This window comes from Gemmobacter nectariphilus DSM 15620 (assembly GCF_000429765.1).
Lineage (GTDB): Bacteria > Pseudomonadota > Alphaproteobacteria > Rhodobacterales > Rhodobacteraceae > Wagnerdoeblera > Wagnerdoeblera nectariphila.
Genome location: NZ_AUCM01000027.1, coordinates 1 through 19,476 on the forward strand (window position 1 = coordinate 1; position 19,476 = coordinate 19,476).

General features: G+C 66.6%; 24 protein-coding genes and 1 pseudogene. 3 read left to right on the plus strand and 22 right to left on the minus strand.

Annotated features, from left to right (window positions below):
* The 4 genes from G481_RS0116870 to G481_RS0116885 all read right to left on the minus strand — a co-directional run.
* On the minus strand, positions 1 to 860 hold an 860-nt coding region (locus tag G481_RS0116870), incomplete at its 3' end, for a phage portal protein (protein ID WP_035026536.1).
* Entirely contained in the window at positions 860 to 1,069 is a 210-nt protein-coding gene (locus tag G481_RS0116875) for a phage head-tail joining protein (protein ID WP_028031038.1), read from the minus strand. The genes G481_RS0116875 and G481_RS0116870, both read right to left, overlap by 1 nt.
* Before the next feature lies 1 nt (position 1,070).
* Positions 1,071 to 3,074 (minus strand): phage terminase large subunit family protein, encoded by a 2,004-nt coding sequence (locus G481_RS0116880; RefSeq protein ID WP_028031057.1) that lies wholly within the window; start codon positions 3,072 to 3,074, stop codon positions 1,071 to 1,073.
* Positions 3,022 to 3,582, minus strand: coding sequence for a hypothetical protein (locus G481_RS0116885; protein WP_028031058.1), 561 nt, complete (start codon positions 3,580 to 3,582; stop codon positions 3,022 to 3,024). The genes G481_RS0116880 and G481_RS0116885 overlap by 53 nt, the downstream gene beginning before the upstream one ends.
* Positions 3,583 to 3,693: 111 nt before the next feature.
* Here G481_RS0116885 and G481_RS0116890 point away from each other — a divergent pair, with 111 nt between their 5' ends.
* The gene (locus G481_RS0116890) at positions 3,694 to 3,918 is read left to right on the plus strand and encodes a hypothetical protein (RefSeq protein ID WP_028031059.1); all 225 of its coding nucleotides are present in this window, start codon (positions 3,694 to 3,696) and stop codon (positions 3,916 to 3,918) included.
* A gap of 96 nt (positions 3,919 to 4,014) precedes the next feature.
* Positions 4,015 to 4,533, plus strand: a complete 519-nt coding sequence (locus tag G481_RS0116895; RefSeq protein ID WP_028031060.1) for a DUF3489 domain-containing protein — start codon at positions 4,015 to 4,017, stop codon at positions 4,531 to 4,533.
* 51 nt (positions 4,534 to 4,584) lie between these two features.
* Here G481_RS0116895 and G481_RS27010 read toward each other — a convergent pair whose 3' ends face one another.
* From G481_RS27010 to G481_RS26410, 18 genes and pseudogenes are all read right to left on the minus strand, one after another.
* Complete coding sequence (locus tag G481_RS27010) at positions 4,585 to 5,073, minus strand: HNH endonuclease (RefSeq protein WP_394328601.1); 489 nt, start codon at positions 5,071 to 5,073, stop codon at positions 4,585 to 4,587.
* A 116-nt stretch (positions 5,074 to 5,189) separates the two neighbouring features.
* Positions 5,190 to 5,399, minus strand: a complete 210-nt coding sequence (locus G481_RS0116900; RefSeq protein ID WP_028031061.1) for a DUF7220 family protein — start codon at positions 5,397 to 5,399, stop codon at positions 5,190 to 5,192.
* Positions 5,396 to 5,794, minus strand: a complete 399-nt coding sequence (locus G481_RS26770) for a hypothetical protein (protein ID WP_028031062.1) — start codon at positions 5,792 to 5,794, stop codon at positions 5,396 to 5,398. Before G481_RS26770 ends, G481_RS0116900 begins: the two co-directional genes overlap by 4 nt.
* Positions 5,795 to 5,999: 205 nt before the next feature.
* Positions 6,000 to 6,593 (minus strand): annotated as a pseudogene (locus tag G481_RS26775) (DNA cytosine methyltransferase); the annotation flags it as partial.
* Positions 6,508 to 7,848, minus strand: coding sequence for a site-specific DNA-methyltransferase (locus G481_RS0116915; protein ID WP_028031064.1), 1,341 nt, complete (start codon positions 7,846 to 7,848; stop codon positions 6,508 to 6,510). The gene G481_RS0116915 and the pseudogene G481_RS26775, both read right to left, overlap by 86 nt.
* Before the next feature lie 412 nt (positions 7,849 to 8,260).
* Complete coding sequence (locus G481_RS0116920) at positions 8,261 to 8,689, minus strand: DUF6362 family protein (RefSeq protein WP_028031065.1); 429 nt, start codon at positions 8,687 to 8,689, stop codon at positions 8,261 to 8,263.
* Positions 8,686 to 8,892, minus strand: a complete 207-nt coding sequence (locus G481_RS0116925) for a hypothetical protein (protein WP_028031066.1) — start codon at positions 8,890 to 8,892, stop codon at positions 8,686 to 8,688. Before G481_RS0116925 ends, G481_RS0116920 begins: the two co-directional genes overlap by 4 nt.
* Positions 8,889 to 9,425, minus strand: coding sequence for a hypothetical protein (locus G481_RS0116930; RefSeq protein ID WP_028031067.1), 537 nt, complete (start codon positions 9,423 to 9,425; stop codon positions 8,889 to 8,891). The genes G481_RS0116925 and G481_RS0116930 overlap by 4 nt, the downstream gene beginning before the upstream one ends.
* A 467-nt stretch (positions 9,426 to 9,892) precedes the next feature.
* A complete protein-coding gene (locus G481_RS0116935) occupies positions 9,893 to 12,235 on the minus strand; it encodes an AAA family ATPase (RefSeq protein ID WP_035026555.1) in 2,343 nt (780 codons plus the stop codon).
* Positions 12,187 to 12,954 (minus strand): hypothetical protein, encoded by a 768-nt coding sequence (locus G481_RS0116940; RefSeq protein ID WP_028031069.1) that lies wholly within the window; start codon positions 12,952 to 12,954, stop codon positions 12,187 to 12,189. Before G481_RS0116940 ends, G481_RS0116935 begins: the two co-directional genes overlap by 49 nt.
* On the minus strand, positions 12,954 to 13,154 hold the full coding sequence (locus G481_RS26045; protein ID WP_154664658.1) for a DUF6511 domain-containing protein: 201 nt from the start codon (positions 13,152 to 13,154) through the stop codon (positions 12,954 to 12,956). The genes G481_RS0116940 and G481_RS26045 overlap by 1 nt, the downstream gene beginning before the upstream one ends.
* Before the next feature lie 200 nt (positions 13,155 to 13,354).
* Positions 13,355 to 15,046, minus strand: coding sequence for a DEAD/DEAH box helicase (locus G481_RS0116950; RefSeq protein ID WP_028031071.1), 1,692 nt, complete (start codon positions 15,044 to 15,046; stop codon positions 13,355 to 13,357).
* 11 nt (positions 15,047 to 15,057) lie between these two features.
* On the minus strand, positions 15,058 to 15,657 hold the full coding sequence (locus G481_RS0116955; protein WP_028031072.1) for a hypothetical protein: 600 nt from the start codon (positions 15,655 to 15,657) through the stop codon (positions 15,058 to 15,060).
* 19 nt (positions 15,658 to 15,676) lie between these two features.
* A complete protein-coding gene (locus G481_RS0116960) occupies positions 15,677 to 16,546 on the minus strand; it encodes an ATP-binding protein (RefSeq protein ID WP_028031073.1) in 870 nt (289 codons plus the stop codon).
* Positions 16,543 to 17,031 (minus strand): hypothetical protein, encoded by a 489-nt coding sequence (locus tag G481_RS0116965; protein WP_028031074.1) that lies wholly within the window; start codon positions 17,029 to 17,031, stop codon positions 16,543 to 16,545. The genes G481_RS0116960 and G481_RS0116965 overlap by 4 nt, the downstream gene beginning before the upstream one ends.
* Positions 17,032 to 17,058: 27 nt before the next feature.
* On the minus strand, positions 17,059 to 17,424 hold the full coding sequence (locus G481_RS0116970; protein WP_245594997.1) for a hypothetical protein: 366 nt from the start codon (positions 17,422 to 17,424) through the stop codon (positions 17,059 to 17,061).
* On the minus strand, positions 17,421 to 17,624 hold the full coding sequence (locus G481_RS0116975; protein WP_028031076.1) for a helix-turn-helix transcriptional regulator: 204 nt from the start codon (positions 17,622 to 17,624) through the stop codon (positions 17,421 to 17,423). The genes G481_RS0116970 and G481_RS0116975 overlap by 4 nt, the downstream gene beginning before the upstream one ends.
* 202 nt (positions 17,625 to 17,826) lie before the next feature.
* Positions 17,827 to 18,510, minus strand: coding sequence for a hypothetical protein (locus G481_RS26410; protein WP_035026558.1), 684 nt, complete (start codon positions 18,508 to 18,510; stop codon positions 17,827 to 17,829).
* Positions 18,511 to 18,618: 108 nt separating this feature from the next.
* Here G481_RS26410 and G481_RS0116985 point away from each other — a divergent pair, with 108 nt between their 5' ends.
* Entirely contained in the window at positions 18,619 to 19,296 is a 678-nt protein-coding gene (locus G481_RS0116985; RefSeq protein WP_028031077.1) for a LexA family transcriptional regulator, read from the plus strand.
* Positions 19,297 to 19,476 lie beyond the last annotated feature (180 nt).

Sequence of the window (19,476 nt, forward strand, 5' to 3'; positions counted from 1 at the left end):
ATGCCCTGCTGGGATTCGTCGTCGCCGAAGACGATCGCGGTGACGCAGGCCTCGGTCTTCTTGCGGACCAGTTCGGCCACTTCATAGTCGTCGAGATCGCGCAAGGACCGGATCACCGGCGCGCCCCAGGGAACCCCGCGGGCCTGCGTGCGCTGTTTTTCATAGACATGGGCGATCTCACTCGCCGGGACCGGGCGGCTCTGCAAGCCGTTCTGCAAGGCGCCATAGGCGTCGCCCGGATGCTCGGCGTGCAGCCAGTAGGCCCGCCGCTTGCCGACCGGGTCGAACTCGATCCCCTGCACCAGCCGCCCCGCGCCGAGGGCGCCGGATTTCGTGGCGTCGAGGAAGTCAGCCTCCAGCACCTGCACTTGCAGCGGCACCGGCAGTCCGTCCGAGGATCGCCGAAGACGGCGGCGCACCAGAACCTCGCCCGCCTCAACCATTTCGCGGCAGATCAATGTCTGCAGGCCGTAGAAATCCAGCTGGCCATCGGCGTCGCAATCCGCTGTCCAGCGGGTGAACAGGGCGTCGACCTTTCGGTCCAGCTTGTCGTCGCCGCTGGCGGCACGGGGCATGATGCCGCTGCCCACGATGTTGTTCACCAGCACCGCAACGGCCTTGGCCGCATGCGGGTTGTTGCGCACGAGATCGCGCATCCGGTCGCGCAACAGCGCCCCGGCGACGCCGATCTCGGTGTCGGCCGAAGACGCGCTCGCCCGCCAGCCGTCCGTGCGGCGGCCCTTTGCGGCCCCGTCATAGCCCCGCGCCAGGGTCTCGAATGCCTGTCGCGCCAGCACGCGACGGGCGGCAGCCCGAGGCGCGATCGTCGCGATAGCGTGATCGAACCAGTTGGCCGACATCAGCGATCCCCGCGCGAGAAGCCCGCCAGCCCGGCGACCGGCAGAGGTCGGGTCGTCCCCGCGATGGCGCGTTCGATGGTCCGGATGCGGGCGAGCAGATCCTCGGCCGAGCCGTAGTCGACAGACTTGCCGTCATAGCTGACCCGGGTCGTGCCGCTGGCATAGGCCCGGCGCAGCGCCGAGAGCTCGGTTTCCGTCCAGTCTGCCATGTCAGAACCATCCTCCGCGTCGGCCAAGCCAGTCCGACTGCCGTTTTCCCTGGGGTGCGGCCTGCGGGCGGTTGACCCGTCCCGCGCCATCCATTTCTGTCGGCGCGGCCCCGAGTTGATCCTCGAGGTCCCGCCATTTTTCGTCGGTCCAGCGGTCCGCTCCCGCAATCCAGGCGGCAGCGCGGGCGTAGACCCGGCAGTCCAGCGCCTCGTTGCGCTCACGGAGCTTCTGCCATTCCAGCCGGGCGAAGCCGCGTTTCGTGCGCACCGTCACCAGCTGCTCGGCCACGAACTGCTTCAGCCACTCGTTCTCGACCCAATGCGGCAGATGCACCGATCCTGGCGGGAACGCGGCACCCTCGGCCATGTCTTCCTCGGTCGGCCGTTCCAGCCGCAGGAAGCGATAGGTCTCGGCCTTGAAGGTCGACACCGCCACGGTCCAGAGACGCGCCCCGCGCCGCAGACGTTTGCCGCCCTCGGTCGCATCGACAAATGTCGGCCCCGATACCGGGCTCGAACGGTTGAACCCCTCGACACCTTTCACCGGCGATACCTGCCCAAACCCTTGTGCCCGCGACCACGAATAGACCGCCGGGGCCTCATAGCCTGTGTCGATGGCAAGCCGCGCGATGCGCAGATGCGCGCCGCGTTCATGCGGCCAGGACCTGTCCAGCAGCGCGGTCAGTTCCGACCATGCGTCGTGCCGATCCGGCCCGCCCTCGATCACGACGTGATCGACCAGCCAGCTTTCCAGCCCACGCCCCCAGGCCCAGACGTCGACCTCGATCCGGTCCTTCTGCACATCGGCCCCGGCGGTCAGGAACAACCCGCCCGCTGGCACCGTGCCGGATGTCCAGCGCTCGCGCCGGTCGTAGAGCCGCTGCCAGTCGGGGGCTTCCCCGGTTTCGACCCATGTCTCGCCAAGGATCGTGTTGCGGAACGCCTTGATCGCCTCGTCCGATCCTTGGGCCGCTTCCCATGACCGCACGATCCGCTCCCAACTCAGCCAGCCGATCGGCGAGTACAGCGCCGAGAGGTGATACCCGACCGTCGTCGGATCGGCGGCCGTGGCGGTCGCCCGCCATTCGCCGCCCTCCAGCATGGCCGTCTTGTGGTGTTCCGCGATTGCCGCCTCACAGCCCTCGCAGATGTATTCCGCCGTTTCCGGGCGGCCCTTCTCCCAGCGCAGCCGGTCGAACTTCAGCCATTGCATCGCGCCGCAATGCGGGCACGGCACGAAGAACCGGCGCTGGTCGCTGGCCTCGTATTCCCGCTCAATGCGCGACAGCCCCCGGATCGTGGGCGTCGAGACCAGGAACACCTTGCGCCGGTGGGCGAAGGTCAGCGACCGGGCCTCGGCCAGCGTCACGGGATCGCCTTCCTCGTCGGCCGAGGCCGGATAGGCGTCGACCTCGTCGAGGAAGATGTAACGCGCCGGGGTCGAGCGCAGCCCGACCGCCGAGTTCGCGCCCGTCATGATCAGGATGCCGCCCGCGAATTCCTTGGACAGCATGGTGTTGCCCGCGTCGCGGGACCGGGCCGGTTTGACCCGCTCCCGCAGGTCAGGGCTTTCGTCGATCAGCGGGTCGATCCGCTGGCGCGAGTTGCGCTTGGCCAGTTCCACCGTTGGCTGGACCGCGAGCATCGGGCCCGGTGCCTGGTGGATGGCAAAGCCGATCCAGTTGTTGCCAGCCTCGGTCGCCCCGACCTGTGCCGCTTTCATGAACACGATCCGTTGCATCGTGTCGCCGGGCGACAGCCGGTCCATGATCTCGCGCATGTAAGGCGTGCGCGCCGTCCGATATCGCCCCGGTTCCGCCGAAGCGCGGCCCGACAGCATCCGATGCTTGTCCGCCCATTGCGACACTGTCAGGTCCGGGTCTGGCGTCAGCCCCGCGCCCCAGGTGCGCAGGATCTCCGCTGCGCCGTCGAAATCCGATAGGCTGTCATCATCACCGGAAGTCAGGCCGGACCTCGGCAAGTTCGTGGAGGTGGGCACGGACATGTTTTTCCAGGACCTTCTGCATCGTGGCTGGCTCGACGCCCAGTTCCGCCGCCATCAATGCCGACGACCGCGCGGGCCAATTGACCCATGCGTCCCGCACCTCTCGCGCGAGCCGGAACACCAGCGACAGCGCGCGGGCCCGCTCGATCAGCTCCCCCTTCAGCTTCTGCAGCCGGATCCGCCGCTCCTGCGCCTTCAGCACCTCGTTCGCGGTCTTGGCCTGCAGGTAGGTTGTGCCGCCGCCAACGGCTGGGACGGACAGACCCTGTTCGCGCAAAGTGTCGCCGACAGCAGCAACGGCCGCCTCGGGCACCGGCTTCAGCTTCGGTTCGGGCGGCTTGCGCGTCTTCGACGGGTCTGTGGTTTCCGCCCTCCGCGCGTCGCTGGCGGCCGCGTTGATGCTGCCATCGGGATAGAGGACCAGCCGTTCGGCCGTCTTCGCCTTCTGGATCGCGCCCCGCGACAGGCCGACATGCGCGGCGTACTGGCGCTCGCTCATGCCCTGCATCGACGGCTCCGATTATCATTCAAGATCATGCGCTTATCGAGTTGATAAGCGGCGCGGACGGAGCAAACGTCACTCCAACGAAACGATGCAACTCACTACGGAGCCACCAGAATGACCCGCCGCGCCACCGCCAACGAGAAAGCCCTCGACGCCTTCATCGCCGCCAAATGCGAGATCGACGCGATGCTGGCACGCCTCGCTGCCCTCAGCGCCGACCATTTCGAAACCAGCCCCGACGAGATCCATTGGGGGCACGTCGGCACCCTGAACCACTACCGCGCCAAGCTGCGCGAGATCACCGACAGCGCCTTCAAGGAGGGCGAACACGCCGAGTGACCAACCGCAACGCCAGAACTCTCGCCGTGCGCCCAGCGCGGCTTGGGGCCGTAGGAGGGCAGCGGCAGTCGCGGCCCCGAGAACGGAGACGACCCTATGCCTCAGATCCAGCTGACCGATACCCAAGCGGTCATCCTTTCGGCGGCCTGCGCGCGCGATGATGGCGCGGTCTTTCCCATCACCGCCAAGCTGAAGGGCGGCGCTGTCGGCAATGTCTGCAAGAGCCTTCTGAAGCTCGGGCTGATCGAGGAAATCCCCGCCACCGACCTCAACACCGTCTGGCGGCACGACGAGGCGCGCGGCCCGATCACCCTGCGCGCAACGCCGCTGGCACAGAGCATGCTCGGGATCACCGAGCACGATGCCACCACGACACCAGCCGAAAACGTCACCAGATCTTCCCCGCGCCGGAAGGGCACCAAGCAGGAAGCGCTGATTGAAATGTTGCGGGCACCGGACGGCGCCACAATCGAGGAGATCATGGCAGCGACGGACTGGCAGTCGCACGCGGTTCGCGGCGCGATGGCCGGTGCTCTGAAGAAGAAGCTCGGGCTCGAGGTGACCTCGGAGAAGATCGAGGGGCGCGGGCGGGTCTACAGGCTTCCCGCCGCCTGACCCAACGCCAGAAATGCTACGCCGCCGCCCCGACCGGGCGGCGGCCTGTATCTACGATGGCCTCGTCAGTGTCGCTGTGAGACCGACCAATGACACCTGCGCCAGCAGCCACTTTCCGGCTGCCATGCGCTTCTGGACATACACGCGATGCTCTTCGGGCGAGGGCGGGCACTTCCGCTTATGGCGCTGGCTGTTGCAGTACCAGCAGGCCGCAACGATGTTCTCATCCGTGTCGCTACCACCGTCGGAGCGGGCGTGTAGATGCTCGGCGGTGCAGCGTAGCGCCTTTGGGGTCCGCCTCGTTTGGTAGTTTCGTTGAGAAGTTGCGGCTTCCACAGCATCGTCCCACATCGGCAGGCCGCAATAGTAGCAGCGGCCACCTTGGGCCATCATCTTCCTTTGACGGATACGTTTAACAGATCCCATGACACGGGTCCTTTCATTCGACTTCGTGAGAAGCGAATGCGCGACGCCCGTAACGGACGCTCCCCGGCTGGAAGCTCCTGCTCGCGCGAGGCCCGGTGATCCGTGGCTCCGCATGCCGGACCGCGAAACCTGCAGGACAAGACCTCAGGTCAGAGTAGCCGCTGGCTTACTCAATTCGGCCGAGGCCAAATTCGCAGCAGCGCCAGGATAAATGATCGTCCCGCATCACGTCAACGGAACCTTTCGAACAGCCGCCGCAGGACGTAGGACCGCGCGATGCTGACCACGGTGAACACCGCGCCCATCTTCAGGTTCTGGGCCAGCGTCGTGTGCAGCCCGAAGACCGGGAAAATCAGGATCTGCGTGACCACGGCGACGCCATAGCCGACGATCACGTTGGCAACGAACTCGACCAGCGACATGAGGCGGGACTGCTTCATGCCGCCACCTCATCCATCGGCCAGCAGTTCAGCTGCCAGAGTTCGCAGCGCATGCGCTGCAACCAGGGGGACCACGCCATTGCCACAGAGGCGAAGCCGGTCCACCCGGTGGGCCAGCCCATCAGCGCCTCGACGAACAGCGGGTTCAAGGTCCGGCGCGCATCGCAGGTATCGCGCCCAGCCATCGGCGTCGTGAGGACCTGGCGGCCAAGCAGGCCGTTGACCGGCGTGTTCGCCAAGCTCGTCGCGCCGTCCTTGTGATCGCGCGCCGTCGGCGTCATCCACAGCCCCGCCGAATGCGTCAGGTCCGCTGTCCGGCGATTGCCCGCGCTCGGCTTGCAGCCATCGTTCGCCATCGGCGTCGGCCAGAGCGCGGCCGTCGTCGCGAGGTTCATGCCGTGCTGCCCCGCTTCCTGCGAGGGCGTCGGCTTCGTCTGCCGGTTCTCGTTCGCACTGGCACGGGGCGTCGGCCAGAGGCGCAGCAGTTCCGTCCGGTTCCCGCCACTCGACCGGGTGCCAGAGCAGGCGCGCGGGGTCGGCCAACTCGTCGCCTTCGCGGATGCCCAGGACGAAGAGCCGCTCGCGCCTGTGGTGCGCGCCGACTTCCGCCGCCGTGAACAGGCCTGCCGCAAGGCGGTAGCCCATGCCGACCAGTCCGCTGGCGACTTCGGGGAAGCCGAGGCGGAGATGATGGGCGACATTTTCGAGGAAGACGAAGGGCGGTTTGATTTCGCCGATGATGCGAGCGACATGCGGCCAGAGGTGGCGCGGGTCGTCGGCACCCCGGCGCTTGCCCGCGACGGAGAACGGCTGGCACGGATAGCCCGCAGTGACGATATCCACCGCGCCGCGCCAAGGGCGGCCGTCAAAGGTGGCAACATCGTCCCAGACAGGCGCGCGATCCAGGGACGCGTCCTCCATCCGCGCCACGAGCGTGGCTGCGGCGAAGGTTTCCCGTTCGACATGGCCCACAGCACGATATCCGGGGATGGCGATGGTGAGCCCGAGGTCAAGCCCGCCCGCGCCAGAGCACAGCGAGAGTCCGAACAGGCACGCGTCTCCGGCTCCGGAAGCGCGTCCGGAGGAAGGTAAAGCCAGGTCATGCATGTCACGCTGCGGTTTCGGTTTGGTTTTCAGGTGCGGCCGGGGCTTCGCCCAGCCGCTCGGTTCTGACCTGTGCAAAGGTCCGACCATCTCCGTCGAGGATCGCGTCGCGGCCGGTCTCGGCCTGCCAGCGCTCGACGGCGACATCGACATAGGCCGAGCTGATTTCCATCGCGAAGACGCGGCGGCCGTTGGCTTCGCCCGCCATGATTTGCGAGCCGGAGCCTGAGAACGGCTCGTAGCAAAGCCCACCGCGCGCAACATGCTGGCGCATCGGGATGCCGAAGGCGTCGAGCGGTTTCGGCGTCGGATGGTCGGGCCGGTCGTCCTTGGCGAAACTCGGCAGCGCCCATGTCGATGGCAGGGTTTCTTCCGCCACCTTGGGTGGGCGGTTCGGCCGACGCCACCCCATGAAACAGGGCTCGTGCTTCCAGAGGTAGTGGGACCGGGTCAGAACCCCGCGGTCCTTCACCCAGATGATCTGCTGATGGACGAAAGCGCCGGCCTTCTCCCAGCAAGCTTCCAGCATCGCTTGGCGGCGCGAGGCATGCCAGCAATACCACGCCGCATCCTCGGTGATCGCCTCGGCAACGGCCGCCGCGATAAACCCGTCGTAGAGCTCCGCCCCCTGCGAACTGTCGTCCCAGGTCGTGCCATAGGACTCAGACCAATCCTTGTTGCGGGTCGGATGGTTCGAGCCGTCGTAATCCACCAGATACGGCGGGTCGGTGGCGAACAGGATCGCGCGCTCGCCATTCATCAGGCGGCGCACGTCCGCCGCGCTGGTGCTGTCCCCGCAGAGCAGCCGGTGATCGCCAAGGATCCAGAGATCGCCGGTGCGCGACGCCGGATTGCGCGGCGGCTCGGGGATCGTCACCGGCGGCACGGAGCCCCCGGCGCGACCTTCTTCCCCGTCCCCCTCCGGCACGAAGGCCAGCAGCTTGTCGAGTTCGCCGTCCGAGAAACCGACCAGCGACAGGTCGAAATCCTCGGCCAGCAGGTCGTTCAGTTCGGCCGACAGCAGCGCCTCGTCCCAGGTGCCGAGTTCCGTCAGCTTGTTGTCCGCGATCCGGTAGGCCCGACGCTGCGCCTCGGTCAGATGGCCCAGCAGGATGACCGGCGCTTCGGTCAGCCCGAGCTGCGTGGCGGCCAGCACGCGCCCGTGCCCCGCGATCAACTCTCCGTCTTCGCCGACGAGGCACGGCACGGTCCAGCCGAACTCGGCCATGCTGGCGGCGATCTTCGCGACCTGGTCCGGCCCGTGCGCCTTCGCATTGCGGGCGTATGGCTGCAGCCTGGCCAGCGGCCACGTCTCGATGCGGTCCGGGGCAAAGCTAAGCGTCATCTGCGGGTCATTCCTCGGATCAGGGTGGAAACCCCTGGCTTCCGGACTCCGGGGTCCAGACTGGACTCCGTGCGGGGTCCAACGGCCACCGGGGGTGTCCAGCTTCAAGGGTTTGATTTTGCGGTGTTTCAGGCGGGTTCAAGCGACGCTGGCTTTTGGGTGGCTTCCCAAAAATCCGGCCCTATCGCTGGCGATGTGCCGCGCTTCGCCCGCCAGCATACGAATATCGCCCGGAAGGAACCGCCAGTTCGCCGGAGCTGGACCCCGACCGGACTCTCGCTGGATACCGGAGGCCAGTGGCCCCCTGCCCCGCGCGCTCCTCTCCCGAGCATATCAACTTTCTAGCTCGGGAGAGGGCTTTCTGTCCCTTCGAAAACTGTCCGGCGGACAATTTTCTATCTGGCGCGCGGGGTTACGCGCCACTGGCCAGTTCGATCACCCGCTGCTTCGACAGGTTGCGGTTGAACCGCCGCTTGTTGAGGGTGAGCGCGATCACCGCGAGGCCGAATTGCCAGTGCTGATGCGCCGCCGACCGGTGCAGCCCCGCGGACCAGCAGATCTCCTTCCACCGCTCGCCATGGGCTTTCATCCAGACGATGCGACCGTCCACGGGCTCGAGGCAGGCGGTCCAGGTCAGGGTTTCCTCCATCCGGCTGATCGCCTGCGGCGAGGGCAGAACGCGCATGGGCCTCGGTTCCTGCCCCACCTTGTCGGCGAAGCTGTGCAGGACCGCAGGCCAGGTGCTGAAGTAGCCCTGCCTGCTGGGCTCGGGCAGACGCTTCAACACGAAGGCAGCTTCGGCCAGCCGTTCCTCGACCAGCGCAGGGGTCCAGACGGTCATCGCTGCACCTCCCGCCCGTTCGCGGCCGGGCCATAAAGCTTCTCGCCCAACTGACGCACCAGTTCCCGCTCGGGCCAGGTCAGCCGGTGATCGTCCAGGGCGACGGCCAGCACGCCCTGTTCGCGCCAGCCATCACGTTTGACCTCATCGAGGTTCCGACGACGGCCGCCATAGCCCTTCGGTACGAAACGCATCCCGGTCATTGCAGGCCCCCCTTGGTCTCGAGCGCCCAGAACAGGATCGCGATGGCGTCAGCCTCGTTGTCATCGGCGGGGCTGAACCCCCTCGCCCGGGCTGCGGCAATCATCGCCGCCTTGTCGGCGTTGCCCTTGCCAGTGGCGTGGCGCTTGATGGTGCCGACTGGCACCCCCTCGTAGGGCACGCCCCGCAGTTCGGCCCATGCGGTCAGTGTGGCCATCAGCCCGCCATAGACATGGGCGGCGTCAGTTGCTGCGTGGCGACGAACCTCTTCGAACCAGATGGATGCGATGGGCCCGGACAGACGGTCCAGCTCACCCAGCCAGTTGGTGAACCGCAGATAGCGCATGCCACCGCCGTCGTAGCGGCCGGGACGGAAGGAGATGGTGCCACTGGTGATCAGCCCATCAACGCCGTGCTGCGCCCATCCCGTCGTGGTGCCAAGGTCGAGGGCCAGCAGGGTGCGGCCAGACCGGACGGAGGACGGCAGATCGGGGATGGCCTCATGCGGGCGGGTGGCAAATGTCAGGTCAGACATGGGGGGTCTCCTCTTCTGGTTGGCTGCTCGGTGGAAGGCGATGTCGGGTGAATGTTGCGGAAGGTCTGGGCTGCCCTTGTCGGATCGGGTGATCGGGCACTCGACAGGCCACGCGCGCGAAACCCCTGGGGGTGGGCGAGGGAGAACCCGCCTGCGGCGTTCTCCCCCACCCCCGTAGGGGGTGGTTTCAACCCCAACTTTGGAAACCGTCATCAAACCACTGACAGGCAATGGAAATTCCAGTTTCGGCAGTGTGGATTTCGCGGAACTCGCCCAATCTGATTGCAGCGTAGCCGTTGCGGCATCCGCGCAATCCTGCAGGGGCAGTTTCGGAAGCGGGTCGAAACTGGTCACAACGGAACCCTGCGTGGTCCTGCGTGAGGATGACGAGGCAGTCTCGGAAGCGCGCCCAATCTGGTTCAAACTGGTCCCTGCGCAGTGCCGCGCAAAGCAGGTGCCGGGGGTGATCATGGCCGTTCCCCCTCCGGATAGACCCAGACATGCGGGTTCTCGACCTCGAGAAGCGCGCCGGTCTGCGGCGATTTGTAGTGGGTGGGCAGCACCGCAACGTGTGCGGGGCTGACTTCGCCGGTCTCCGGATCGACCTCCTCGGCACCCGAGGGCATGACCATCCCCTCGACGCAGAGGTAGCCAAAGCGCGAGCGTGAGGGCCCAAGGCCATAGGGCGCCGCGTTGCGGACGAACTTGATGGTGCCCTTGGTGGCCTGCACAGCGATCCGGTCGCGGATGGCATCCTTGCCGCCCAGACCGCCCGTGTTGTCGAAGGCCTCGGTGAACTGGTTGACGGTATAGAGCCGACCCTCGGCCGCCTCTGCGAGAAGGATGGACAGGATCACATCGCGCTTGCGATCACGCTCGGCGTCGTGGCGGGCCCCGACCTCCGCCCGCACCAGGCGCTCGTTCATCGGGTTGATCTCGACCCACTGGCCGCCGACCTTGTCGATCAGCTTCGAGGGCAGCGCGGGGCCATTCCTGAGCTCGATCTCGAGCTTTCGCTCCGGCGCGTCCTCATCCGGCCGGTGCAGGATCAGGCCGGATGTGTAGAAGCCCCGGAGCGCGCTGGCCCCCGACAGGGCGAGGAACGGATCATCCTTCAGCTGCTGCTTCGACAGCTTTCGCGTGTGGTGGACCAGGATCACGCCGCAGGCCGGGTTGATGTGATCCCGCAGCACCTCGACCCTGTCCTTGAGAAAGAACATCATGGCGGTGTTGTCGTTTTCGCCGCCACCATCCGGGCCGCCGTCGAAGAGGTTGCGGATCGGGTCGATGCAGATGATGTCCGGGCCCGCATCCGGAAAGGCCGCCTGGATGGCGCGCGCCACCCGCATGCTGCCTTCGGTATCGAGCAGCAGCTTCAGCTTGGGCGTCGCCACGAATGTGTCGCGGGCGGCGGCCAGAACCTTGGCAGGCAGCGCGATCTGGCCCAACCGCTCGCGCAGGTAGTGATACTGGATCTCGGCCTGCAGGTAGAACACCCGCAACGGGCGCGGCGGGGTAAAGCCGAGGAACGGCTGACCGGCGGCCATGTGGACAAGCCAGCTGATCGTCAGATCGCTCTTGCCGACCTTGGGCGCGCCGCCCAGCACCAGCAAGCCGCCCGGCGTCAACACGCGGGGGGCGATGATGTCCTCGGGCATCGGGCTTGCATCGTCCAGCAGCGCGCCGAGCGTGAAGGTGGGCATTTCACTGGGCGCAGGGGCTGCGCTATCGAGGCGGACCAGCGCCGGACCGTTCTTCTGCACATGCAGATCCCAGAGCCGCTCGGACTCGCGCTGCAGGCGCTCGATCGGCCAGGAGGGCCGCAACATGGCGGCGTTGTAGCCGCAGATCGCCTGCCAGCCCTCGTCCTTCGACATCCGGCCTTCGTGGACCATGCGGATGAAATGGCCGATCGCGGCCGATGCCCCTTCGAAGCGGGACCAATCGTCCTGGCCACCCTCGCGCACCGGGGTCACCAGCACATCGTCGAGGCGGGGCTTGTCCGGGGTGACACTGCCGCTGGCGACCATCCCGGCCCCCGGCAAGGGCGGCATTTCGGCCACGCGCTCTGCGAACTCGTCGAGATCGACCTCGACGGAATGGTGCTCGCGGATTTGCACCAGGCGCTGATTGCCATGCTTGTGATAGACAGTGCCTGCCACCCTGATCGGCTGGTGCTCGGACCGAAAATGCGTGTCGCCGCCAACCTTCAGGGCAATCTCGCCCCGCAGACGGCAAAGCCTGGCCAGCGCCGCCCCCTCGGCGGGTTCGGTCATCTTCCACCAGACATGCAGCTTGGCCGCACCTTCGGGCGTCCGCCCGCCGCTCTCGATGATCAGTGTGGGTTGACCCAGATGGCGCAGCAGATGGGCGAGCTTGGCGGGGATGTCGCCCGCGTCGAGATCGACGACCAGCGCCTGCATCTGCAGGACTTCGGCGGCTTTGGCCTGCCCTGCCCCGGCGACCGTGCCGGGGATCACATAGACGGCGGCCCCTTCGCGCCAGGCCCAGTTGGCGAAAGTCACAAGCTTGCCCGCTGCTGTGGCATCAGCGTCGATCCAGACGTTATGCGGCCGACCCTCCTTGCCCTGCCCCATGTCGACAAAGCCTCGGACCGGGATCTGGCCCTCGCACCAGCCGAACACGACATCGAGGAATGTCGCGATCTGGGCCGGGTCGGGCTCCACGCCAAAGGGATCTTCAGCGGCCGGGGCGTCGTTGAAATCCTGCCATGGGCTGAAGTGGATGATGTTGTCTTCGGTCATCCGGGCAGCCCCCAGCAGCGCTCCGCCCACGGACAGAAGCGGCATTCGAAGAAGTCGCGGTTGGTGGCGATACGGGGCAGCAGCTCGCCCGCGTCGGTCGCCTGGAGGATCCGTACGCCCCGGTCCGACATGCGCTGCGCGAGCCCTGCATCGAAGGGCACAAGTTCGTGGTGCAGTTCGGCCGTGTCCTTGTTGATCGCGGTGAACAGCGCCGGATTGGCCGATATGCCCGGGACCGCCCCTTCCATGTAGGCTTGGTAAAGCGCGATCTGCGCGGCATAGACTGGCTTGGCGAGCGCGACCCCATCCTTGACGCAGGCCCGCCAGTTCTTGGCGTTCATGGTCTTGCATTCCCAGAGCGCGGGAACGCCTATGCCAAGCGGCGCAGGTGCCGCGGCGATGATCCCGTCGACATGGCCCCGGATGCGCCCGCCCGCAACGGAAAAGCCGAACTGCTCGCCTTCGGGGCGATTGCCCTTGCGGGTGTAGAGGTCGAGCCCGGCCGCGCGCAGCCAGCGGATGGCGAGATCCTCGAGCTGGTGGCCGATCTCGAAGATCCGCAGCGTCTGACCGCCGAAATCCGCGCCTTCGTCTTTGGGCGCACCCGCAAATTCGAACTGCAAGGCACGCTCGCAGGCATGGCCCAGCCGGGATGCCCCGAGATAGGTTCGGGGCGGCGTGGCCTCGCGCTCGGCGATCAGCGCCGCATCGATGGAAGCATTGACGCGTTCGGCGATGCCGAGGCGGTGATTGTAGTCCAGCATCAGAACGGCACCTCCGCCGTGGCGGCGATGCGCGACATCTCGGCGCCATAGCCATCGAGCACCTCTTCGATCAGCACTGTGACGTCGTCGGCCGTGAGATCGCAGAGCCGCTTGTCCCAGCCGATCCGGTCCATCGTCTGGCCCAGCCGCTTCATCACCAGCGCGATGGCGAGGCGTTCTTCCTCAGTCGTTCCCTGCATGGTCAGTCCCTTTCGATGGCGGGCCGCGAACCATGCCTGGCAGGGCATCGAACAGAACCAGCGATGCTCGCGGGGGCGTGGTTTGGCGGGGTTGAAGAAGCCGAAGCCTTGCGCGGGACGCAGGCAGATGGCGCAGGGCACGAAGCCTGGATGCCAGTGGCGCGCCGGTTCAGGCGGGGGTGCAATGTGCGCGACATGGCTCACGCCGCCCTCCCGATGTCCGGGCTGGCACGGCCGACAAGCTGACGGATTTCGCGCTTGTTGAAGCCGAAGGTCATCAACGCCGAGGCGCGATAGCGGGTCAGGCCGTAGTCCTGGCGGAACTCGGGCGGCAGGTATTGCAGCTGCTTTTCGGTCGCCGCCTGCTTCAGCCAGCCCTTCGATTTGAAAGCGCTCTCATCGGTCTCGTATTCGTTCAGCCAGTCATCGGCCTGTGCAAGGCAGACCGTCCGCTCCCCAACACCCAGCAGCCGGGGTGCACGACCTTTTGCGCCACCTACCGCGTGCCAGCGGCCGTCGAGGAAGAAAATGCCACCCCACGCGTTGAAGCCGTTGGCCATCAGTGCAGCGTCATCGCCGAAGAGATCGACCCATGCGAAGCTTGACCGCTTCAGAAGATCGATCTCTGACATGATGAAACCCGAGAGCGGGATGGCGTCCTGGCCTTCGCCGGTCTCCTCCAGGTCGCGCGCGAACACTTCGCCGCAGAGCGGGCATTCCATGGCGGCAAGCGGGATTTCCGCCTCGCAGGTCGGGCAGGTCTTCGTCGGCGCCTCACCGGTGTCGGTCTTTCCGTCGAGATCGACATCCTGTTCCAGCGTACCGTGGATCAGGCTCGACGTCCCGAAATCCAGCACGATGCAGTCGGTCTTCACGACACCGGGGTGTTCCTCGGGATCGACCGTGCGCAGACCGCGCCCGACCATCTGGATCATGGTCGACTTGTAGGAACTCGGCCGTAGCAGCACGACGCAGGAGGTGGGCGGGTGGTCCCAGCCCTCGGTCAGAACGGCCACATTGACGATGACGCGGATTTCGCCAGAGGCATAGGCGGCGAGGATGCGGCGGCGCGTGCTGGCATCGAGATCGCCGTGAATGACGGCCGCCGAAACCCCTGCGGCGTTGGAGGCGGCCGCAACGTTTTCGGCATGGGCGACGGTGGAACAGAAGACCACGGTCGGCCGCTCGCTTGCCTTTTCCTGCCAGTGACGGACCACTTCGTCGGTCACCGGCGCGCGGTTCATTATCTGCGCGACTTCGGTCATGTCGTAATCGGCGGCGCTCTTGCGCACGGCACGCAGTTGTTCCTGCACGCCTACGTCGATGACGAAGGTACGGGGCGGGACGAGGTGGCCGGAAGCGATCAACTCGCTGAGGCGCACCTGATCGCCGACATTGTCGAAGATCTCGCGCAGCCCCTTGCGGTCGCCCCGATTGGGCGTGGCGGTGACGCCGAAGATCCGGCAGGCAGGGTTGGCGCGCCGCACATGGTCGATGATGCGTCGATAACTGTCAGCGACCGCATGATGCGCCTCGTCGATGACCAGGAGGTCGAGCGCGGGCATTGCGACCAGATTGGCGGGCCGCGACAGCGTCGGCACCATGGCGAAGGTCGCCCGCCCGGCCCAGCTCTTGGCCTCGGCATCGACGACGGAGGTGGTGATTTCAGGCGCGACCCGGCCAAACTTCGCCCGGTTCTGCGCGGTCAGCTCATCGCGATGCGCGAGGATGCAGGCCTTGGCGTCGCTGCCCTCGAGGGATTTGGCGACGACCGCAGACAGGGCGATGGTCTTGCCAAAGCCAGTCGAGGCGATGCTGAGGGTGTTGCCGTGATCGCAGAGCGCAGCGAGGCTGCGCTCCACGAAGAGGCTCTGACGGGGGCGAAGGCGCATGGATCAGACCCTCACTGCGCCCAGGAGGGACGACCGGGCACCGCCGATGCAGGTTGCTGCTGGACCGGCTGCTGCGCCGCGGGTTGCGCGGGCGGGTGGTATCCAGGCTGCGCCGCCAACCCCATGTGCTGGGCGTAATCCCGATGGTCGGGCGTCACGGCGCTACGGATTTCGTTCTTGTCGTCGCCGGTGGCATCGGTGCCGACGTCGATCCGGGCCAGGAACTCGATCCCGTCCAGATCCCCGAGCCCGTTGATCCGCCGCGCCGCCTGCGCTTGCGGGGACTGGTCCTTGTCGGAAATCCCGCGCGCCGAGTTCAGCATGCCGCGGATCATGCTGCGGCCCATGTTGGCCCAGTCCGGTCCCTTCGGGCTGTAGAGGCCGATCAGCGTAAAGATCTTGCGCCGGGCATAGGCGCCCTCGGTGACGGTGAACTCGCCATTCAGGTACACGGCGCCGGTCGAGCCGCGGGTCGCGTAGCCCCCGGTCCAGCCCTGCGACGCGTCGTCGAAACCGCCCGGGCGGATCGTCAGCCGCACCTTGGCCAGCGTGCCTTTGGGGATGAGGTTGGTGTTGGACTGGGCGTCGTTGAAGTCATTCCAGTAACCCATGGGGTGTCTCCTTTGCGGATCAGGATTGCGGATGGGGGAGATCGGCCGCGCCCCCAGCGGGCGGCGTGAAGCTCAGGCGACGGGGCGCGGGCGTGCCGGGGGCGCGGATCTTGTCCATCAGGCGGCCGAGGTGGGGTTCTTCGACCGGGCCGAGGCGGCCGGAGCGGTCCTTGGCCGGAAAGCCCCAGGGATTGATCGTGTGGCAGACAAAGGCGCGGTAGGGATCGCCGCCTTCGGCCTTGAGCTCGGCCATGGTGATCACCTCGTCGACGATCCCCGGCAGCTCGAGCCCGGTCTTCGATCCGTCGATCTGGGGCTGGAAGACGCGCCGGTTGAAGTCGTCGAACTTCTCGTCGAGGATCCCCACGAACCAGACGTTGCGCCCCCGGGTGTGCTGGAGGTGGGTCAGCCAGCCGATCATCTCGCGCCCGTGCAACCCGTAGGCCCCGCGCACGTCAGGCTTGCCGGTCTTCTCCGACACGGCTTCCGGCTGGCCCTTGCACCATTGGAAGCAGAGCCGCCCCGCCACGGTGATCGAGTCGACGAAAATCGTGTCGTAGCGATCGAGCGCGGCGGGATCGCCGAACTTCTGGCAGATGGCGGCATGATGCGCGGGGCTGTAGGGCTGCTCGTCGCGCAGCGCCGGGTTCGGCCCACCGATGAACACCGCGAAGTCCCGGCATTCCGCCCATGTGCGCGGCCGGATGCTGTCGCCCGGCCAGCCTTCGATGGCCAGATCGCCTGCCTCGAGGTCGATGAACAGCGTGCGGGCGGGGTCGAGCGTCCAGAGAAGGCTGGTCTTGCCGATGCCCGACTTGCCGAAAATGCAGCCCTTGATGCCGCGCGGCTCGGCTAGGCGCTGGTCGGCGGTGATGATGGGCAGGCTCACGCGCGATCCTCCTGCGGGAGGAGGTCTATCTTGAGCGTGCCGGTCTTGACGGTGCGGGCGGGCTCGAAGCCCTGGCGGATCGCCTCGGGCCAGGCGGAATAGGCGCGCTCGGGCACCTTGAAGCTGATCTCGACGTATTCGGCCGGATCCTCGCCCGCGGCGCGGATGCGCTCGACCATGGACGCCAGCTTGGCCTGGTCCCATTCGACGCGCTTCGGCAAGTCAGCGACCACGGTGAAATCGCCATCGACAAGGCGCACTGTGCCGGTGTCCTTGCCGCAGGCGCGGCGCGCCTCGGCTGCGCGAGCGGCGTAGCGGACCTCGAGTGCCGTGGAAAACCGCGCGGTGACGGCCTTCATCTGTTTGGCGGCAGCATCGATTTCGCGCTGCAGGGCGGCCAGAAGCTCGACAGGAAGCTGGGCGATCTCGCCAGCGGGCAGGTTGATCAGCTGATCGATGCTGGGGGTGTTCTGCGGGAACGTCATGGGGGTCTCCGTTATAGAGGAATGGTGTCAGGCGGCCTCGAGGAGGCGCACCGAGAGGGAGGGACCGGCCTGGCGCGGTCTGGTCCGGGCGACGGCGATGTAGGCGAACTGGTCGGGGCCGATCCGAGCCTGCACGAGATGGACAAGACCCTGCTCGGCGGCGCGAAGCGCAGCCGAAGCCACGAGGCGCAAGGTGCGCTGCTGTTCAGCGGGCAGCTTCGAGACAACGGAGGTCGCGTCGACTGCGAGAAAGCCGCGATGGTAGACCAGCGTCTCGCCGGGTGCGGCCTGCGCGATCCAGGCCGAAAGCCCGACCTCGTCAAGCGCAGGTCCAGCCGCGCCAAAGATCGACACGACGCCGGTGGCGCGGAGGATCGAATGCCGGGCCATCATGCCGCGCCCCGATCCGCAGTGCTGCGCCTCTGGCGGGCCTGTTCATAGGCCAGCACATCCTCGAGCCGGTAGACCACGCGGCCGCCGATCTTCAGGAAGGCGGGGCCATCGCCGGTCCAGCGCCAGCGTTCAAGGGTGCGCGCCGAAATGCTCCAGCGCGCGGCAAGTTCGGTCTGGTTCAGGCAGGTTCTGGTCTGCATCGTCCTCTCCCGGTGTGTCGTTGGGAGGAAGATGCACGGCGCGATGTGGGGATGTCGTCGAGATCAGAGTGGGATACGGCGGGGGATCAGCCGGACCGTTTCAATCATGGGGTGAAACGTATGACGGTGGGATCGCCATCCCCCTCCATCCTCCTGTGCATCCCACAGCGGGGAGCAAACAGGGACGCGCGGAGGGTCCGACTCAGAGGCCAGCGAGGCGATAGGCCCCACGGCCGTTCGACTCGATGAGCAGCGGCCAGTCCTTCTTGGACTTGAAGACGTCGGCCATCTTGAGGCTGCGCGACCCCGCCTGCGAGAGCACCGCCTTGCCGCTCTGCCACGGATCGCCCTGCTTGGCCGCCGCATGCAGGATCCGCACGACCTGTGCCTGGATCGGACCCAGCCGGAACTCCCGGCCTTTGGAGCGAACGCTTTGGTAATCGGCAGAGGCATGAAACCCGCCCGCTGGCTTCATGCCCGAGGCACCGCCAAATCCGGTCGCCGCCTCGAAACGGTCGCGTTCTTCGCGCCTTAGCATCAAGTCCAGCTTGCGGATCGTCAGGCTCTCGCGCGAGCCGTAGAAACAGGCATAGTCCGCCTTCGCAGTCCGGAACCGGGTGATGCTGACCTCACCCTTGCGAAAAAGCTGGAAGACGTCCTGGACGTGCAGGTCCAGCAGCCCATTGAACAAGGATCGCTCCGTGGGGATTGAGTAGCAGCGGCCATCGTCGGTTTCCTCGTAGTCGCCAAACTCGATGGGCAGGTTGAGGATGCGGACCGACAGCCGCAACTGGTCGTTCTCGGCCAGATAGACCAGATCGACCTGGGGCATCGACCAGCGGACGAGGACTTCCGGCAGGGTGAAATACGCCTTCTCGATCTCCATCCGGGCCCCCGATTCCCATGCAATCTGTTTGGCTTTTGTTCTAGCCGCTTGACGATCCCAATTCAATCCTGTCATATCCCACTCTATCCACAGCCCCTTGGGGAAAAGATGACCGAACATCACACCCTGGCCGACCGTCTGCGGGCCCGCTCCGACCAGCTTGGCCTGGCGCCGGCCCACGTCGCCGAGATGGCCGGGGTCAACCGCTCCTTCGTCTATGACATCCTGCGCGGGCGCTCCTCGCGCCCCAGCATCGACCGGCTGGCCGATGTCGCCCGGGTGCTGAAGGTAGACCGGGAATGGCTGATCCACGGCATCGGCGAGATCGAGGGCCCCTCCCCCTTCACCGAGACCCCCGACGATGCCTTCGTGGCGATCGCACATGCCACACCACGGCCCACGATGGGCGGCGGCGCTGTCGTGACCGAGGATGGCGACACGCCCGGTCGCGCCTACCACTTCCGCCAGTCTTGGATCCGCCACAAGCTGAAGGCCAGCCCGTCACAGCTCCGGATCATGCATGTCGAAGGCGACAGCATGGTCCCCACGCTTCAGGACGGCGATGCCGTGCTGGTCGACATGACGCGCCAGCTGCCCAACCCGCCTGGCATCTTCGTCCTCGATGACGGCATGGGGCTGGTGGCCAAGCGCCTGGAGCATATCCCCAACAGCGATCCGCCCGCCGTGCGGGTGATCTCTGACAATCCGCTCTACCCCGCCTACGAGCGCACGGCCGACGAAATCCGCATCATCGGCCGCATCCGCTGGTTTGCCAGGGAGATATGAGGATGGGCAGCGCAGTTCCCCAGCCCGGGGCCAGAAACAAAAAAGCGCCCGCGAGATTTCTCTCCGGGCGCACCTCTGCGATGGTTGGAGCTTGCGTCAAGGGGGGCTCAGTTGTCAATCTGCTTCTAGGGTCAGATTTTGACCGCGTTCGCACGTCAGAAGCGGGCACGACAGACAGCG

Bases quoted from the DNA above. Each gene is read 5' to 3' on its own strand.
- G481_RS0116875 (WP_028031038.1), bottom strand. From the start codon at position 1,069: ATGGCAGACTGGACGGAAACCGAGCTCTCGGCGCTGCGCCGGGCCTAT.
- G481_RS0116880 (WP_028031057.1), bottom strand. From the start codon at position 3,074: ATGTCCGTGCCCACCTCCACGAACTTGCCGAGGTCCGGCCTGACTTCC.
- G481_RS0116885 (WP_028031058.1), bottom strand. From the start codon at position 3,582: ATGCAGGGCATGAGCGAGCGCCAGTACGCCGCGCATGTCGGCCTGTCG.
- G481_RS0116890 (WP_028031059.1), top strand. From the start codon at position 3,694: ATGACCCGCCGCGCCACCGCCAACGAGAAAGCCCTCGACGCCTTCATC.
- G481_RS0116895 (WP_028031060.1), top strand. From the start codon at position 4,015: ATGCCTCAGATCCAGCTGACCGATACCCAAGCGGTCATCCTTTCGGCG.
- G481_RS27010 (WP_394328601.1), bottom strand. From the start codon at position 5,073: ATGCGGAGCCACGGATCACCGGGCCTCGCGCGAGCAGGAGCTTCCAGC.
- G481_RS0116900 (WP_028031061.1), bottom strand. From the start codon at position 5,399: ATGAAGCAGTCCCGCCTCATGTCGCTGGTCGAGTTCGTTGCCAACGTG.
- G481_RS26770 (WP_028031062.1), bottom strand. From the start codon at position 5,794: ATGAACCTCGCGACGACGGCCGCGCTCTGGCCGACGCCGATGGCGAAC.
- G481_RS0116915 (WP_028031064.1), bottom strand. From the start codon at position 7,848: ATGACGCTTAGCTTTGCCCCGGACCGCATCGAGACGTGGCCGCTGGCC.
- G481_RS0116920 (WP_028031065.1), bottom strand. From the start codon at position 8,689: ATGACCGTCTGGACCCCTGCGCTGGTCGAGGAACGGCTGGCCGAAGCT.
- G481_RS0116925 (WP_028031066.1), bottom strand. From the start codon at position 8,892: ATGACCGGGATGCGTTTCGTACCGAAGGGCTATGGCGGCCGTCGTCGG.
- G481_RS0116930 (WP_028031067.1), bottom strand. From the start codon at position 9,425: ATGTCTGACCTGACATTTGCCACCCGCCCGCATGAGGCCATCCCCGAT.
- G481_RS0116935 (WP_035026555.1), bottom strand. From the start codon at position 12,235: ATGCCGCTTCTGTCCGTGGGCGGAGCGCTGCTGGGGGCTGCCCGGATG.
- G481_RS0116940 (WP_028031069.1), bottom strand. From the start codon at position 12,954: ATGCTGGACTACAATCACCGCCTCGGCATCGCCGAACGCGTCAATGCT.
- G481_RS26045 (WP_154664658.1), bottom strand. From the start codon at position 13,154: ATGCAGGGAACGACTGAGGAAGAACGCCTCGCCATCGCGCTGGTGATG.
- G481_RS0116950 (WP_028031071.1), bottom strand. From the start codon at position 15,046: ATGCGCCTTCGCCCCCGTCAGAGCCTCTTCGTGGAGCGCAGCCTCGCT.
- G481_RS0116955 (WP_028031072.1), bottom strand. From the start codon at position 15,657: ATGGGTTACTGGAATGACTTCAACGACGCCCAGTCCAACACCAACCTC.
- G481_RS0116965 (WP_028031074.1), bottom strand. From the start codon at position 17,031: ATGACGTTCCCGCAGAACACCCCCAGCATCGATCAGCTGATCAACCTG.
- G481_RS0116970 (WP_245594997.1), bottom strand. From the start codon at position 17,424: ATGATGGCCCGGCATTCGATCCTCCGCGCCACCGGCGTCGTGTCGATC.
- G481_RS0116975 (WP_028031076.1), bottom strand. From the start codon at position 17,624: ATGCAGACCAGAACCTGCCTGAACCAGACCGAACTTGCCGCGCGCTGG.
- G481_RS26410 (WP_035026558.1), bottom strand. From the start codon at position 18,510: ATGGAGATCGAGAAGGCGTATTTCACCCTGCCGGAAGTCCTCGTCCGC.
- G481_RS0116985 (WP_028031077.1), top strand. From the start codon at position 18,619: ATGACCGAACATCACACCCTGGCCGACCGTCTGCGGGCCCGCTCCGAC.